The sequence below is a fragment of the Bradyrhizobium sp. Bra78 genome, from assembly GCF_024519855.1.
Classification (GTDB): domain Bacteria; phylum Pseudomonadota; class Alphaproteobacteria; order Rhizobiales; family Xanthobacteraceae; genus Bradyrhizobium; species Bradyrhizobium japonicum_G.
In genome coordinates this window covers 42,161-56,599 of record NZ_JALJRE010000021.1, presented here as the reverse complement: position 1 = coordinate 56,599, position 14,439 = coordinate 42,161, and the positions used below count along the sequence as shown (strand labels likewise).

14 protein-coding genes and 1 pseudogene are annotated in these 14,439 nt (G+C 64.9%); 10 read left to right on the top strand and 5 right to left on the bottom strand.

Going from position 1 to position 14,439, the window contains the following annotated elements; all coding sequences use genetic code 11:
* Positions 1–5 precede the first annotated feature (5 nt).
* Positions 6–1,148: a DNA-processing protein DprA gene (dprA, locus tag OC450_RS32330; RefSeq protein WP_211385874.1), complete on the top strand. Its 1,143-nt coding sequence runs from the start codon at positions 6–8 to the stop codon at positions 1,146–1,148.
* Here dprA and OC450_RS32325 read toward each other — a convergent pair.
* Complete coding sequence (locus tag OC450_RS32325; RefSeq protein WP_211385873.1) at positions 1,145–1,555, bottom strand: winged helix-turn-helix transcriptional regulator; 411 nt, start codon at positions 1,553–1,555, stop codon at positions 1,145–1,147. The two genes, dprA and OC450_RS32325, sit on opposite strands and share 4 nt — an antisense overlap.
* Positions 1,556–1,638: 83 nt before the next feature.
* Between OC450_RS32325 and OC450_RS32320 the strand changes: the two genes are divergently transcribed.
* Positions 1,639–2,247 carry an FMN-dependent NADH-azoreductase gene (locus tag OC450_RS32320; RefSeq protein WP_211385872.1) on the top strand — a complete coding sequence of 203 codons (609 nt, stop codon included), beginning with the start codon at positions 1,639–1,641 and terminating at the stop codon, positions 2,245–2,247.
* A 72-nt stretch (positions 2,248–2,319) separates the two neighbouring features.
* Here the strand turns inward: OC450_RS32320 and OC450_RS32315 are convergent, their stop codons facing one another.
* Complete coding sequence (locus tag OC450_RS32315) at positions 2,320–2,502, bottom strand: hypothetical protein (protein WP_262049365.1); 183 nt, start codon at positions 2,500–2,502, stop codon at positions 2,320–2,322.
* A gap of 176 nt (positions 2,503–2,678) precedes the next feature.
* Positions 2,679–3,452, bottom strand: coding sequence for an SDR family oxidoreductase (locus OC450_RS32310; RefSeq protein ID WP_262049364.1), 774 nt, complete (start codon positions 3,450–3,452; stop codon positions 2,679–2,681).
* 122 nt (positions 3,453–3,574) lie between these two features.
* Between OC450_RS32310 and OC450_RS32305 the strand changes: the two genes are divergently transcribed.
* Positions 3,575–4,042 carry a winged helix-turn-helix transcriptional regulator gene (locus OC450_RS32305; RefSeq protein ID WP_262049363.1) on the top strand — a complete coding sequence of 156 codons (468 nt, stop codon included), beginning with the start codon at positions 3,575–3,577 and terminating at the stop codon, positions 4,040–4,042.
* A gap of 83 nt (positions 4,043–4,125) precedes the next feature.
* On the opposite strand, the gene OC450_RS32300 is transcribed toward OC450_RS32305, so the two are convergent.
* Entirely contained in the window at positions 4,126–4,365 is a 240-nt protein-coding gene (locus OC450_RS32300) for a hypothetical protein (RefSeq protein WP_262049362.1), read from the bottom strand.
* A 228-nt stretch (positions 4,366–4,593) separates the two neighbouring features.
* On the opposite strand from OC450_RS32300, the gene topA reads away from it, so the two are divergent.
* The 4 genes from topA to OC450_RS32280 are packed head-to-tail and all read left to right on the top strand — an operon-like array spanning position 4,594 to position 10,933.
* Complete coding sequence (topA, locus tag OC450_RS32295; RefSeq protein WP_262049361.1) at positions 4,594–7,350, top strand: type I DNA topoisomerase; 2,757 nt, start codon at positions 4,594–4,596, stop codon at positions 7,348–7,350.
* Between the two features lie 19 nt (positions 7,351–7,369).
* On the top strand, positions 7,370–9,718 hold the full coding sequence (gene rnr / locus OC450_RS32290) for a ribonuclease R (protein WP_262049360.1): 2,349 nt from the start codon (positions 7,370–7,372) through the stop codon (positions 9,716–9,718).
* A complete protein-coding gene (locus OC450_RS32285; protein WP_211385865.1) occupies positions 9,712–10,152 on the top strand; it encodes a DUF983 domain-containing protein in 441 nt (146 codons plus the stop codon). The genes rnr and OC450_RS32285 overlap by 7 nt, the downstream gene beginning before the upstream one ends.
* A 31-nt stretch (positions 10,153–10,183) precedes the next feature.
* Positions 10,184–10,933 carry an NUDIX hydrolase gene (locus OC450_RS32280; protein WP_211385864.1) on the top strand — a complete coding sequence of 250 codons (750 nt, stop codon included), beginning with the start codon at positions 10,184–10,186 and terminating at the stop codon, positions 10,931–10,933.
* Here the strand turns inward: OC450_RS32280 and OC450_RS32275 are convergent, their stop codons facing one another.
* The gene (locus OC450_RS32275; protein ID WP_211385863.1) at positions 10,934–11,476 is read right to left on the bottom strand and encodes a hypothetical protein; all 543 of its coding nucleotides are present in this window, start codon (positions 11,474–11,476) and stop codon (positions 10,934–10,936) included.
* Between the two features lie 218 nt (positions 11,477–11,694).
* Here OC450_RS32275 and OC450_RS32270 point away from each other — a divergent pair, with 218 nt between their 5' ends.
* From OC450_RS32270 to OC450_RS32260, 3 genes and pseudogenes are all read left to right on the top strand, one after another.
* Complete coding sequence (locus OC450_RS32270) at positions 11,695–13,020, top strand: LLM class flavin-dependent oxidoreductase (RefSeq protein WP_262049359.1); 1,326 nt, start codon at positions 11,695–11,697, stop codon at positions 13,018–13,020.
* A gap of 124 nt (positions 13,021–13,144) precedes the next feature.
* Entirely contained in the window at positions 13,145–13,312 is a 168-nt protein-coding gene (rpmG, locus tag OC450_RS32265; RefSeq protein ID WP_007603295.1) for a 50S ribosomal protein L33, read from the top strand.
* Positions 13,313–13,709: 397 nt separating this feature from the next.
* Positions 13,710–14,382: pseudogene (locus OC450_RS32260) on the top strand (helix-turn-helix domain-containing protein).
* Positions 14,383–14,439: the final 57 nt, after the last annotated feature.

The following is a 14,439-nucleotide window of genomic DNA, read 5'->3' as shown; positions in this document are numbered from 1 at the left end:
GTTCCATGCTGTGCCTGCAAGGAGCCGACGTGGACGCCATCAACCGAAGCGTAGAGCTGACCGAGCCTGACAGGATCGACCGCCTGCGGCTGATCCGGTCCGACAATGTCGGGCCGCGCACCTTCCGTTCGCTGGTCGATCATTTCGGCACGGCGCGCGCCGCGCTGGAGCGCTTGCCTGATCTCGCGCGCCGCGGCGGTGCGCAGCGATCGGCGCGCATTTGCAGCGCCGACGAGGCGAAGGCCGAGCTCGCCGCGAGCCGCAAGGTCGGCATCGCCTGGCTCGCGCCCGGCGAGGATGGCTATCCGGCGCGGCTGGCGATGATCGACGATGCGCCTCCACTGCTCGCCGTGCGCGGCGACACCAAAACCCTGATGCGGCCGATGATCGCCATCGTCGGCTCGCGCAACGCCTCCGGCGCCGGATTGAAATTCGCAGGCCAGCTTGCCCGCGAGCTCGGCGAAGCCGGCTTCGTCGTCATCTCCGGCCTCGCCCGCGGCGTCGACCAGGCCGCGCATCGCGCCAGTATCGAGAGCGGCACGATCGCTGTGCTCGCCGGCGGGCATGATTGCATCTATCCGCCCGAGCATGGCGATCTGCTGGCCTCAATCCTCGATCACAAGGGCGCAGCGATCTCCGAGATGCCGCTCGGCCACGAGCCGCGCGCCCGCGATTTCCCCCGCCGCAACCGGCTGATCTCGGGCGCCGCGTTCGGCGTCGTCGTGGTGGAGGCGGCGCACCGTTCGGGCTCGCTGATCACTGCGCGCATGGCTGCCGAACAGGGCCGCGAGGTGTTCGCGGTGCCGGGCTCCCCGCTCGATCCGCGCGCCGCCGGCGCCAACGATCTGATCAAGCAGGGCGCAACGCTGGTCACGGAAGCTGCCGACATCATCAACGCGGTCGCACCGATCATGGAGCGGCCGCTGATGCGCACCGCGAGCGAGCCCGACAGCGAGCCGTTCGAAAGCGATCCGCAAGGACACGACCGCGACCAGATCACCGGCCTGCTCGGCCCTGCCCCCGTGACGATCGACGATCTCGTGCGGATGTCCGGCGCCTCACCAGCGATCGTGCGCACCGTGCTGCTGGAGCTCGAGCTGGCCGGGCGGCTCGAACGCCACGGCGGCGGCCTGGTGTCTCTGCTTTAGTTCTCGCCGCGCTCGTCGAACTGCGCACGTGCAGCCTCGATCTGCGCGAGATGCTCCATCGCCCACTTGCCGAGCGCCTCCACGGGCCGCGACAGGCCGCGGCCGAGATCGGTCAGCTCATAGTCCACGCGCGGCGGAATGGTCGGAAAGATGGTGCGCGTGACGAGGCCGTCGCGCTCGAGGCCGCGCAGCGTCAGGGTCAGCATCCGCTGCGAGATACCGTTGATCATGCGCTTGAGCTCGTTGAAGCGCTTGGGCCCGTCGCCGAGCATCATGATCACGAACACGCTCCATTTGTCGCCGACGCGGGACAGCACGGAGGCAACCCCGCGACAATCGGCGTGGTTCGGATCCGGCCTCGGTGAGGCAGGCAAACCGGTGTGTGTCGGTTTCAAATATGTGTCCATGGCTCAAAAAGGTGCGTTCTTGCGGGGATTTCGATAGTCACTCATGTAGCTCTGGTTACAAACTTATACCAGGGTGACCCCAAATGAAACTGCTCCATATCGACTCCAGCGTGCTCGGCCCCCACTCCGTCTCCCGGCAGGTTTCCGCCGCCATCGTCGACCGCCTCAGGCAGGCGACACCGTCGCTCGACATCGTCTATCGCGACCTCACCCAGAGCCCGCTCGCGCACCTCTCCGGCTCGCACCTCGCGGCCGCGCAAGGCGCCCCGGCGCCGGCGGAACTCGGCCCCGACCTCGCCGCCAGCAAGGCCGCGCTGGACGAGTTCCTGGCCGCCGACATCGTCGTGATCGGTGCGCCCATGTACAATTTCACCATTCCCAGCCAGCTCAAGGCCTGGATCGATCGGGTTCTGGTGGCGGGGAAGACCTTCAAATACGACGCAAGCGGCCCGCAGGGTCTCGCCGGCGGCAAGCGCGTGATCTTTGCGATCTCGCGCGGCGGCTATTACGGCGCGGGCTCGCCCGCCGCGTCGCTGGAGCACCTGGAAACTTATCTGCGCGGCGTGTTCGGCTTCATGGGCATTCACACCCCTGAGTTCATCACCGCCGACGGCATCCAGGTCGGTCCGGAGCATCGCGAGAAGTCGCTCGCAAGCGCGCTCGAGGCGGCAACCACCCTGCGCGCGGCCTGAGCCAAAGCGCCCATCATCAGCCGCCGCAACATCGCCTGCGGCGGCTGATCGACCGATGCGCGATCGGCGAAACTAAAACCAGGCGCCCTGAATGCCCAGGATGACGGCGACGAGCGAAACGAACAGGCCGATGCCGCAGAAAAGAGCGACCCCGATGAACTCGGAGGTGTCGGAATGCTTGGCGGGAACGGCGGTCTTCTCGGTGTAAATACGCGGTGCTGAAATCGGCGAAAAAATACGAGCTGCCTTTGGCATATCGGGCTCCATCGAAATGAATCTTCGTGACCCCTGCCCGTAAAAGGGTCTTGGCAGCGCAACCGAAGGTTCAACGCCTCACGCAAGGTTCAGAAAATACAGCTCGCAAAATGTGGGAACCGGCCGGCGCAACCGCGTGCCGCTGCGCCGGTCGATTCAATTTGCACCAGGATTGATCAACCGCGATAGATCGGCGCGCCGCTCGGAGACGCAACAGCGCCGCCATCGACGAAGATTTCCTGGCCCTGCACATGCGCGGAATCGTCGGAGGCGAGGAACAGCACCGTCTTCGAAACGTGATCTGTTTCACCAATGCGCCCCAGCGGCGTCGTCAGCGCGATCCGCTTCTCGAATGCCTTCTCCGCCTCGGGCGTTGCGATCGCGGCGCCCCAGATCGGCGTGCGGATCGCGCCGGGCGCAACGACGTTGACGCGGATGCCGCGCGGCGACAGCTCCGAGGCCATGATCCGCGCCATCGCCCGCACGCCGGCCTTCGCAGCACCGTAAGCGGAGTAACCGGGAATGCCGAGCACGGAGATCACCGAACCGTTGAGGATGATCGAGGCGTTGTCGTTGAGATAAGGCAGCGCAGACTGCACGGTGAAGAACACGCTGGTCAGATTGGTGCTGATGACCTTCTCGAAAACGTCCAGCGTGGCTGAGCCGAGCGGCGTGCCGCCGGCGATGCCGGCATTGGCGAACACGATGTCGAACTTGCCGAATTTTTCGGCGCCCTGATTGATCGCAGCTTCGGTCGCCGCGATGTCGGTGGCATCGGCAGCGAGCGCAATTGCGTTCGGGCCTAGTTCCTTCGCCGCCGCCTCCAGCGTCTCCTTGTTGCGCCCGGTGATCACCACCTTCGCACCCTCGGCCACGAACAGTTTTGCCGTCGCAAACCCGATGCCGCTGTTGCCGCCTGTAATCAGTGCCGTCTTGTCCTTCAGCCTCATGCTCGCCTCCAGTAGTTGCATGATAAAACTAGATTGCCATCTAGGCCATTTGGTTTTATGATGCAACCACACAAACGCGTGATCGCCGCCCAATTCTGGCGAATGCGACAGGACGACAGACGATGGTGAAACGAACCAGCTTCGAGGGCGATGCCTGCCCGATCGCGCGCTCGCTGGAGGAGATCGGCGACTGGTGGTCGCTGCTGATCATCCGCGAGGCGCTGTTCGGCGTGCGCCGCTTCGGCGAGTTTCAGTACAAGCTCGGCATGGCGAAGAACATCTTGTCGGCGCGGCTGCGCGCGCTGGTCGACCACGGCATTCTGGCGACGGCACCCGCTTCCGACGGCAGCGTCTACCAGGAATATGTGCTGACGCCGAAGGGCCACGGCACCTTTCCAATCCTGGTGGCGCTACGGCAATGGAGCGAGGAGTTCGACGATCACCCGGAGGAGATCGCGACCATCCTGGTCGATCGCGCCAAGGGCCGCCCGGTGAAGAAGCTGGAAATGCGCGCGGAGGACGGGCGCCTGCTCGCGCCGGCCGATACCATGCTGAAGCCACGGCCCGCACCAAGGCGACGATCGGCCTGAGGGCTCCTTTAGCCCGGATTCCGCTCCGCTCTATCCGGGCTACTTTAGAATCCTGCCCTCACGACAGCTTGAGAATCCTGCCCTCACGACAGCTTGCGCTTGCTCCGCAGCCGCAGATGCTCGTCGGCTTCCAGCTTGGTCATGCCCAGCAGATAATGCAGCACGTCGAGATTGTGGCGCTCGGCGAGCTTGCGCAATGCCCCGGCCTGCTCGGCGATGAAGGCGACCGCCTCCTCGACGCCGCCCTCCCCCGGCTCCTCGTGACGCGAGCCCGCTGCCGCGTCCGATGCGGCACGCGCCCGTTTCTTTCCCGGCTTAGTCACCAGCCCCCCAGCCGAATCCATGCCCCAAGGAAACATTACGCCTACATCGGCCGCAACTCCAAGGTGGTATTTTGCAACTTTCTCGATATGAAACTTTTCCCATCGGGAGGGCCTTCAACACCCTTCGATTTGACAGCGAGGGCCTCACCACCCATGTTCGGGACGAAAGGGCCGACCCGAATCCCTTCGAATTCGGCCCCAAATTTTCCCATAAGTTACTGGAACTACATGAATATCGTCATTGTGGAGTCGCCGGCGAAAGCCAAGACGATCAACAAGTATTTGGGCTCGTCCTACGAGGTTCTGGCCTCGTTCGGCCATGTCCGGGACTTGCCGGCGAAGAACGGCTCCGTCGATCCCGACGCCAATTTCAAGATGATCTGGGAGATCGACCCCAAGGCGGCCGGCCGGCTCAACGATATCGCCAAATCCCTGAAGGGCGCCGATCGCCTGATTCTCGCCACCGACCCTGATCGCGAGGGCGAGGCCATCTCCTGGCACGTGCTGGAGGTGTTGAAGGAAAAGCGCGCGCTGAAGGATCAGAAGATCGAGCGCGTGGTGTTCAACGCCATCACCAAGCAGGCGGTCACGGACGCGATGAAGAATCCGCGCCAGATCGACGGCGCGCTGGTTGACGCCTATATGGCGCGCCGCGCGCTGGATTATCTGGTCGGCTTCACCCTCTCCCCCGTGCTGTGGCGCAAGCTGCCGGGCGCCCGCTCGGCCGGCCGCGTGCAGTCGGTGGCGCTGCGGCTGGTCTGCGACCGCGAACTCGAGATCGAGAAGTTCGTCGCTCGCGAATACTGGTCGCTGATCGCGACCCTGCTGACGCCACGCGGCGACGCCTTCGAGGCGCGTCTCGTCGGCGCCGACGGCAAGAAGATCCAGCGTCTCGACATCGGCACCGGCGCGGAAGCCGAGGACTTCAAGAAGGCGCTGGAAGCAGCCAGCTACGCGGTGACCGCGGTCGACGCCAAGCCGGCCCGGCGCAATCCGCAGGCGCCCTTCACCACCTCGACGCTGCAGCAGGAAGCCAGCCGCAAATACGGCTTTGCGCCGGCCCACACGATGCGCATCGCCCAGCGCCTCTATGAAGGCATCGACATCGGCGGCGAGACCACCGGACTCATTACTTATATGCGTACCGACGGCGTGCAGATCGATCCGTCCGCGATCACCCAGGCGCGCAAGGTGATCGGCGAGGATTACGGCAACGCCTACGTGCCGGAAGCCCCCCGCCAGTACCAGGCCAAGGCCAAGAACGCGCAGGAAGCGCACGAAGCGATCCGCCCGACCGACATGTCCCGCCGCCCCGACAGCATGAGCCGCAAGCTCGATGCCGATCAGGCCAGGCTCTATGAGCTGATCTGGAAGCGCACCATCGCGAGCCAGATGGAATCTGCCGAGCTCGAACGCACCACCGTCGACATCACGGCGAAAGTGGGCGGCCGCACGCTGGAGCTGCGCGCCACCGGGCAGGTCGTCAAGTTCGACGGCTTCCTCGCGCTCTACCAGGAGGGCCGCGACGACGAGGAGGACGAGGATTCCCGCCGCCTGCCCGCGATGAGCCCGAACGACGCATTGAAGCGCCAGTCGCTCGCCGTCACCCAGCATTTCACCGAGCCGCCGCCGCGCTTCTCCGAAGCCTCGCTGGTCAAGCGCATGGAAGAGCTCGGCATCGGCCGGCCCTCGACCTATGCCTCGATCCTCCAGGTCCTGAAGGACCGAGGTTACGTCAAGCTGGAGAAGAAGCGCCTGCACGGCGAGGACAAGGGCCGCGTCGTGGTCGCGTTCCTCGAAAGCTTCTTCAGCCGCTACGTCGAATACGACTTCACCGCCAATCTCGAAGAGCAGCTCGACCGCATCTCCAACAACGAGATCTCCTGGCAGCAGGTTCTGAAGGACTTCTGGACCGGCTTCATCGGCGCCGTCGACGAGATCAAGGATCTGCGCGTCGCGCAGGTGCTGGACGTGCTCGACGACATGCTGGGGCAGCACATCTATCCGCCGCGCACCGATGGCGGCGACATCAGGCAGTGCCCGAGCTGCGGCAACGGCCGGCTCAATCTCAAGGCCGGCAAGTTCGGCGCCTTCGTCGGCTGCTCGAACTATCCGGAATGCCGTTACACCCGTCAGCTTGCCGCCGACGGTGAGGCGAGCGCCGATCGTTCGCTCGGCCAGGACCCCGAGACTGGTCGCGATGTCTGGGTCAAGGCCGGCCGCTTCGGGCCCTATATCCAGCTCGGCGAGCCCAAGGACTACGAGGAAGGCGAGAAGCCCAAGCGCGCAGGCATTCCGAAGGGCACTTCTCCGGGCGATGTCGAGCTCGAGCTCGCGCTGAAGCTGTTGTCGCTGCCGCGCGAGATCGGCAAGCATCCGGAGACCGGTGAGCCGATCACCGCGGGTCTCGGCCGCTTCGGTCCGTTCGTGAAGCACGAGAAGACCTACGCCAGCCTGGAGGCCGGCGACGAGGTGTTCGACATCGGCCTCAACCGCGCGGTCACGCTGATCGCCGAGAAGGTCGCCAAGGGCCCGAGCCGCCGCTTCGGCGCCGACCCGGGCAAGGCGATCGGCGATCATCCGACGCTTGGCACCGTCACCGTGAAGAGCGGCCGCTACGGCGCCTATGTCACGGCCGGCGGCGTCAACGCGACGATCCCGGCCGAGTTCGAAAAGGACACCGTCACGCTGCCGCAGGCGATCGCGCTGATCGACGAGCGCGCGGCCAAGGGCGGCGGAAAACCCAAGGCGAAGAAAGCGGCCAAGCCGGCCAAGGCCAAGAAGGCTGCGGAGAAGGCCGCGGACGGCGATGATGCCGCGCCAAAGCCAAAGAAACCGGCCGCAAAGAAAGCCGCGGCCAAATCCGAATCCACCAGCAAGGCGCGCGCCGCCGTGTCGTCGACCGCCAAGACGTCGCCGACCAAGGCCGCCGCCACCAAGAATCCTGCAAATACTCCGGCCAAGAAAAGTGCCGGCAAGACTTAGATCAAGAATTAGAGGTTAAGTGAAACGCAAGAATGACCATGGCTTTCCCGACAGGAGCGCCATCGTCGCCTTCATCAAGGCAAACCACGGAAACGTCGGGACCCGCGAAATTGCGCGCGAGTTCGGCCTGAAGAACGCCGATCGCGTCGAGCTCAAGCGCATGCTGCGCGAGCTCGCCGATGACGGAACCATCAAGAAGAAACGCCACAAGGTCTCGGAGCCGGACAGCCTGCCGCCGACGCTGGTCGCCGACATCACCGGCCGCGACGCCGACGGCGAGTTGATCGCCTCCCCCACCGAATGGGACGAGGTCGAAAGCGGCGAACCGCCAAAGATCCTCATCGTTCTGCCGCGCCGGCCGAAGCCCGGCACCGCGGCCGGAAGCGGCGACCGCGTGCTGCTGCGCGTCGAGCGCTCCGACGAGGCAGAAGGCCCCGCCTATCGCGGCCACATCATCAAGGTCTTCGACAAGACCAGGAGCCGCATCCTCGGCGTGTTCCGCAGCCTGCCCGAAGGCGGCGGACGGCTGGTCCCGGTCGACAAGAAGTCTGCCGACCGCGAGCTGAACATCGCCCCGGCCGAGACGCACGGCGCGCAGGACGGCGACCTCGTCAGCGTCGACATCATCCGCTCGCGCGGATTTGGCCTCGCCTCCGGCCGCGTGAAGGAGAAACTCGGCTCGGTCAAGTCCGAGAAGGCGATCAGCCTGATCGCGATCTACGCCCACGACATCCCGCTGCAATTCCGTCCCGCGGCGGAGCACGAAGCCGAAGCGGCGGAGCCTGCGAACCTGAAGGGGCGCGAGGACTGGCGCGACGTCCCGCTTCTCACCATCGATCCGCCGGACGCCAAAGATCATGACGACGCTGTGCATGCGCAGCCCGACCCTGATCCGAACAACAAGGGCGGCTTCATCGTCAACGTCGCGATCGCCGATGTGAGCTTCTATGTGCGCCCCGGCACCGCGCTCGACCGCGATGCGCTCGACCGCGGCAATTCGGTCTATTTCCCCGACCGCGTCGTGCCGATGCTGCCGGAGCGCATCTCCAACAATCTCTGCTCGCTGGTCCCGGGCGAGCCGCGCGGCGCGCTCGCGGTGCGGATGGTGATCGGCCCGGACGGCCGCAAGCGCTCCCACAGCTTCCATCGCATCCTGATGCGCTCGGCGGCGAAGCTGAGCTACGCCCAGGCACAGGCCGCGATCGACGGAAGGCCTGACGACACCACCGGCCCCCTGCTCGATCCGATCCTGCGGCCGCTCTACGCCGCCTATGCCTGCGTCAAGCGCGCCCGCGACGAGCGCGATCCGCTCAATCTCGATCTGCCCGAGCGCAAGATCCTGCTCAAGAGCGACGGCACGGTCGATCGCGTCGTCGTCCCCGACCGGCTCGATGCGCACAAGCTGATCGAGGAGTTCATGATCCTCGCCAATGTCGCGGCGGCGGAGATGCTCGAGAAGAAGTCGCTGCCGCTGATCTACCGCGTGCATGACGAGCCGACGCTGGAGAAGGTCCACGCGCTGGCGGAATTTCTGCAGACGCTCGATGTTCCCTTCGCCAAGAGCGGCGCGCTGCGCCCGGCGCTGTTCAACCGCGTACTGGCGCAGCTCGAAGGCCACGACCACTTCCCGCTGGTGAGCGAAGTGGTGCTGCGCGCCCAGGCGCAGGCCGAATATTCCTCAGAGAATTACGGTCATTTCGGCCTGAACCTGCGCCGCTACGCGCATTTCACCTCGCCGATCCGCCGCTACGCCGACCTCGTCGTGCATCGCGCGCTGGTCCGCGCGCTCGGGCTCGGCGAAGGCGCCCTGCCCGACAGCGAGACGCCGGAAACCCTGAGCGAAGTCGCCGCCCACATCTCGGTGACCGAGCGGCGCGCGATGAAGGCCGAGCGCGAGACCGTCGACCGCCTGATCGCCCATCATCTCGCCGACCGCATCGGCTCGAGCTTCCAGGGCCGCGTCTCCGGCGTCACGCGCGCCGGCCTGTTCGTCAAGCTGGCCGAGACCGGCGCCGACGGATTGATCCCGATCCGATCCCTCGGCACGGAATATTTCAACTATGACGAGGGCCGCCACGCCCTGGTCGGCACGCGCAGCGGCACCATGCATCAGCTCGGCGACGTCGTCGACGTCCGCCTGATCGAGGCCGCTCCCATCGCAGGCGCGCTGCGCTTCGAGCTGCTATCGTCGACCGGCGAGACCGCGCCGCGGGGCCGCAGGCCATCCGGCCCGCAACGCCGCCCCTCGTTCAAGGCGCAGCCCGGACGCAGCCCGGCGAAGAAGCACAAGGCGGCGAAGCCGAAGAAGCCCGGCAAGGGCAAGAAGCCCAGGGGAAAAGGCAAGGGACAGAAAGGCAAGGCATGGTGACGATGAGCACGGCGCCGAAGATATGGACCCGCGAGACCGGCCTCGTCGAGAAGCGCGACCTCTGGACGGCGATGAAACGCGGCTTTCGCGGCCGCTGCCCGCGCTGCGGCGAGGGAAAGCTGTTCCGCGCCTTCCTGAAGACGGCGGACAATTGCTCGGCTTGCGGCCTCGATTTCACGCCGCACCGCGCCGACGACCTGCCCGCCTATCTCGTCATCGTCATCGTCGGCCACATCGTGGTGCCCAGCATCCTCTGGATCGAGACAAATTACACCACGCCGGTCTGGATCAGCTTTGCGGCCTATCTGCCCTTTACGTTCCTGGCCTCGCTCGCGTTGCTCCAGCCGGTCAAGGGAGCCGTGGTCGGATTGCAATGGGCTCTGCGCATGCACGGCTTTGACGACAACCCTCCGGATGGTATTCCGCCGGTGTAAGCAATAAGCAAGAAGCGGTTTGGGTGAGGACATGACGGATACGGCGCAGGCGGAAAAGGCAAAGATCCACGAGGGCAAGGAAGCCGACCACCATCCCTATTTCCGCCCGAAGGATGCGGCGACGCTGATCCTGGTCGATCGCAGCAGCGCCATTCCAAAAGTCCTGGTCGGCAAGCGCCACGACAAGGTGGTGTTCATGCCCGGAAAGTTCGTCTTCCCCGGTGGCCGCGTCGACAAGGACGACTATCGCGTGCCCTGTGCCGCCCCCATCACGTCCGAGTTGGAAGCCAATCTCGCCAAGGGCAGCCCGAAGACGCCGCCCTCGCGCGCCAAATCGCTCGCCATTGCCGCGATCCGCGAGGCCTGCGAGGAGACCGGTCTCTGCCTCGGGCGCAAGGCCGAGGGCAAGGCGCCCAGGCTCGAGGGCCCCTGGAAGCCGTTTGCGGATGCGGGTCTGCTGCCCGATCCCTCCAGCCTGTTCCTGATCGCGCGCGCGATCACCCCGCCCGGCCGCGTCAAGCGGTTCGACACCCGCTTCTTCACGGCGGACGCCTCCGCGATCGCCCACAGCGTCGACGGCGTGATCCATGCCGACGCCGAGCTGGTCGAGCTGGTGTGGGTCGAGCTCGGCTCGAAGCCGCTCGCCGATCTGCATCCGATGACGCGCAACGTCCTCAACGAGCTCGACACGCGCCTGGCCACCGGCCCGCTCGGCCACGATGCACCCGTGCCGTTCTTCCATTTCTACGGCGGCAAGATGCAGAAGGATATTTTGAGCTGATCAATCGGCGTCGGGCTCGGTGCCGACATAGTCGCGCGCCGGCAGTTTGAGGACGCGGCCGATCTCGCTTGCGAGCTGGTCCGCCTGCTCCCGCCTCGTAAAACTCTGAAGCGTGATCGGCTCGGTGCCCTTGTTGCCGCAGAGATTGACGTCATAGGTCGTCAGATCCGCATCACAGTCGTCGGTGATGCTGATGAAATGATAGTCGGCGAGACTGCGCTGCCTGCGGATGTTCAGCGGGCCGAACTGCCGGGTGATGATGATCTGGCGCAGCGTCTCGTTGAGCACGACGAAGGTGCGGAAGGTCAGCAGGATCAGGCCGGGGATGCCGACGAGCAGCCCGAGGCCGGTGAACACCAGCACCGGCACGAGATCGTCGGCGAGCCGGCCGAAGCCGGAAAAATCCTGGCGCAGGCCGAGCGCGACATTCCACAGCAGATAGCCGCTCGCCGCCAGCAGCGGCAGCGACAGCAGCCGGCCGATCCAGGGCATGGGCCGGTCGATGCGGACGATTCCGCCGTCCACGCTCATTGCGCCGGCCATCAAGAGTCTCCTTGGAAGCGAAGGTCTTGGCTTGGTCGGCGCCGGCGGCGGATTGGTTCGATAAGCCTTCTCCCGCACCGTCACTCGGCGCCGCGGAATGACGCGATTGTGCTGAGCTGATCGCGAAAAACAAAAAATTCCTCCCGCCTCCCCCAATGGCGGAGTTCCCCGGCGTGCCTATGTCTTCCCGAACGTCACACAAAACGGACCAGGGCGCGATGGCACAACGGCAACTCAAGCTCGGCGCGTTCATGCGCCCGATCAGCATCCACACCGGCGCCTGGCGCTATCCCGGCGCCTGGCCGGACGCCAATTTCAACTTTGGACACATCAAAACGCTGATCCGGAAGCTCGAGGCCGGCAAGTTCGACGCCTTCTTCATGGCCGATCACCTCGCCGTGCTGAACATGCCGGTCAACGCGCTCAAGCGCAGCCACACCGTCACTTCATTTGAGCCGTTCACGCTGCTGTCGGCGCTCTCGGCCGTCACCGAGCGCATCGGCCTGATCGCGACGGGCTCGACCACGTTCGACGAGCCCTATCACGTCGCGCGGCGCTTCGCCTCGCTCGACCATCTCAGCGGCGGCCGGGCGGGCTGGAACATCGTCACCACATCCAATCCGGACGCGGCGCTGAATTTCGGCCTCGACGACCACATGGAGCACGCCGAGCGCTACAAGCGCGCCCGCGAGTTCTACGACGTCGTCACGGGCCTGTGGGATTCCTTCGCCGATGATGCCTTCGTGCGCGACGTCGAAAGCGGCCTGTTCTTCGATCCTTCGAAAATGCACACGCTCGACCACCACGGCAAATATCTCAAGGTCCGCGGCCCTCTCAACATCGCCCGCCCCGTGCAGGGCTGGCCGGTGATCGTGCAGGCCGGCGCCTCCGAGGACGGCCGGCAGCTTGCGGCGGAGACGGCGGAAGCCGTGTTCACCGGCGGCGGCAGCCTTGCCGACAGCCAGAAACTCTATGCCGACATCAAGGGCCGCATGGAGAAGGTCGGCCGCGACCCCGAGCACCTCAAGATTCTGCCCGGCGCCTTCGTCGTGGTCGGCGACAGCGTCGACGAGGCCAGGGATAAGCGCGCGCTGCTAGACGGCCGCGTGCACTACGACAGCGCCATCGCCTCGCTCTCGGTCATCCTCGGCACCGATGCCTCGGGCTTCGATCCCGATGGCCCTCTCCCCGAAATCCCCGAGACCAACGCCAGCAAGAGCGGTCGCCAGCGCATGGTCGACCTCGCCGCGCGCGAAAAACTCACGGTGCGCCAGCTCGCCCAGCGCGTCGGCGGTTATGGCGGCCTGTCCTTCGTCGGGACCGCAAGGACCATCGCCGACCAGATGGAGGAATGGCTGGTCGGCCGCGGCTCCGACGGCTTCAACATCATGTTCCCGTTCCTGCCCGCCGGCCTCGACGATTTCGTCGACAAGGTGGTCCCGGAGCTGCAGCGGCGCGGGATTTTCCGGAAAGAGTATGAAGGGGCTACTTTGAGGGAGAATCTGGGCCTGCCGCGGCCAAAAAACCGGTTCTTCGAGGCGTAATGGGCCCGATTTGGGTGGTTTTCCGGCCCTAAAACCTTGACATCAGGCGGTTTCTGGCTAGGTTGCCGGCCAACGCGGGCCGTTTGGCCGGCTCCAGATTCCCTTCATTTCTGAGGTTCTGAACATGGCCAAAGCGGTCACCATCAAGGTCAAGCTCGTGTCCTCGGCCGACACCGGCTTCTACTACGTCGCCAAGAAGAATTCGCGCACCATGACCGACAAGCTGGTCAAGAAGAAGTACGACCCCGTCGCGCGCAAGCACGTCGAATTCCGCGAAGCCAAGATCAAGTAAGCAGATCAAGCAAGATCGCGGAACGTTGAATACTTCGGGGCCCTTTCGGGCCCCGTTTCATTTTGGACCCGGAAAGTCCCACGCGCGATGCGGACACATGGGCCCCCGCTCTGCAGCACATCGTCGAAGTGACGCTGCGCTGCGTCCGGGCCACGAGCGCTTTGACTGAGATCAACAATATCTGCCGGCAGATCGCTAAACAGGACAGCACGTAGCAATCCCACCGCTACGTCCCCACCAACAAGCCGCCAGCGCCCCCAAAGCTGGCGGCTTTTTCCTTTTCGCCTTGCTCCCCTACCGCTGCGCTCACCACATCAAATTTGATCTCCCGCAACAGTGCTTGCCGGTTTTTCCCATAGCCTTAGCCAGGTTCCGCTGAAACGCGGGGGAGGAACGAATGCTCGTAAGAAAGCAACAAGCTGCACCTCATCGGCCAAGCTCGAGCGAATTGAATGCGCTCGCCGGCCACGCCGTGTTTTGCAGTGAATTCAAATATCGGCGCGGCACCGAGATCTTTGGAGAGGCGGAGCCGACCGAATACCTCTACCAGGTCAAGAGCGGAGCGGTTCGAAGCTATAAATTGTTGGCTGACGGTCGGCGGCAGATCGATCATGGCCTTTCATCTGCCGGGTGACATCTTCGGCGTCGAGAACGGTGCAGTTCACCGGTTTACCGCCGAAGCAATCGTCGAAACGACTGTTCGCCTGACCGAGCGCCAGAATGTCGTCGAGCAGGAACGTGGCGATGCGACCGCGACGAACAACATCCTCAGGCTCGTCACGGGCAGCCTTCAACATGCCGAAACTCACATGCTGCTGCTCGGGAGGAAAACGGCAATCGAGAAAGTCGCGGCTTTCCTGATCGAAATGGACGTCCGCTTGACTGCGGCGGGGGTCATGAGCCTCCCCATGAACCGCCGCGACATCGCCGACTATCTGGGGCTGACGCTGGAGACGGTGTCACGTGCCCTGTCGGAGCTCAGGGATCGCGACATTCTCAGCTTCATCGGGCAGTCCCAGCGACAAATCTTGTTGCGAGATCGAGCGAAACTGACCGAGTTCGATCAATGAGCGGAATTGATGCAATTGTTCTGCCCGGGGTTGCAAGCAGCTGATCCCGGCCGGGCG

Bases quoted from the DNA above. Each gene is read 5' to 3' on its own strand.
- dprA (WP_211385874.1), top strand. From the start codon at position 6: ATGCTGTGCCTGCAAGGAGCCGACGTGGACGCCATCAACCGAAGCGTA.
- OC450_RS32325 (WP_211385873.1), bottom strand. From the start codon at position 1,555: ATGGACACATATTTGAAACCGACACACACCGGTTTGCCTGCCTCACCG.
- OC450_RS32320 (WP_211385872.1), top strand. From the start codon at position 1,639: ATGAAACTGCTCCATATCGACTCCAGCGTGCTCGGCCCCCACTCCGTC.
- OC450_RS32315 (WP_262049365.1), bottom strand. From the start codon at position 2,502: ATGCCAAAGGCAGCTCGTATTTTTTCGCCGATTTCAGCACCGCGTATT.
- OC450_RS32310 (WP_262049364.1), bottom strand. From the start codon at position 3,452: ATGAGGCTGAAGGACAAGACGGCACTGATTACAGGCGGCAACAGCGGC.
- OC450_RS32305 (WP_262049363.1), top strand. From the start codon at position 3,575: ATGGTGAAACGAACCAGCTTCGAGGGCGATGCCTGCCCGATCGCGCGC.
- topA (WP_262049361.1), top strand. From the start codon at position 4,594: ATGAATATCGTCATTGTGGAGTCGCCGGCGAAAGCCAAGACGATCAAC.
- OC450_RS32285 (WP_211385865.1), top strand. From the start codon at position 9,712: ATGGTGACGATGAGCACGGCGCCGAAGATATGGACCCGCGAGACCGGC.
- OC450_RS32280 (WP_211385864.1), top strand. From the start codon at position 10,184: ATGACGGATACGGCGCAGGCGGAAAAGGCAAAGATCCACGAGGGCAAG.
- OC450_RS32275 (WP_211385863.1), bottom strand. From the start codon at position 11,476: ATGGCCGGCGCAATGAGCGTGGACGGCGGAATCGTCCGCATCGACCGG.
- OC450_RS32270 (WP_262049359.1), top strand. From the start codon at position 11,695: ATGGCACAACGGCAACTCAAGCTCGGCGCGTTCATGCGCCCGATCAGC.
- rpmG (WP_007603295.1), top strand. From the start codon at position 13,145: ATGGCCAAAGCGGTCACCATCAAGGTCAAGCTCGTGTCCTCGGCCGAC.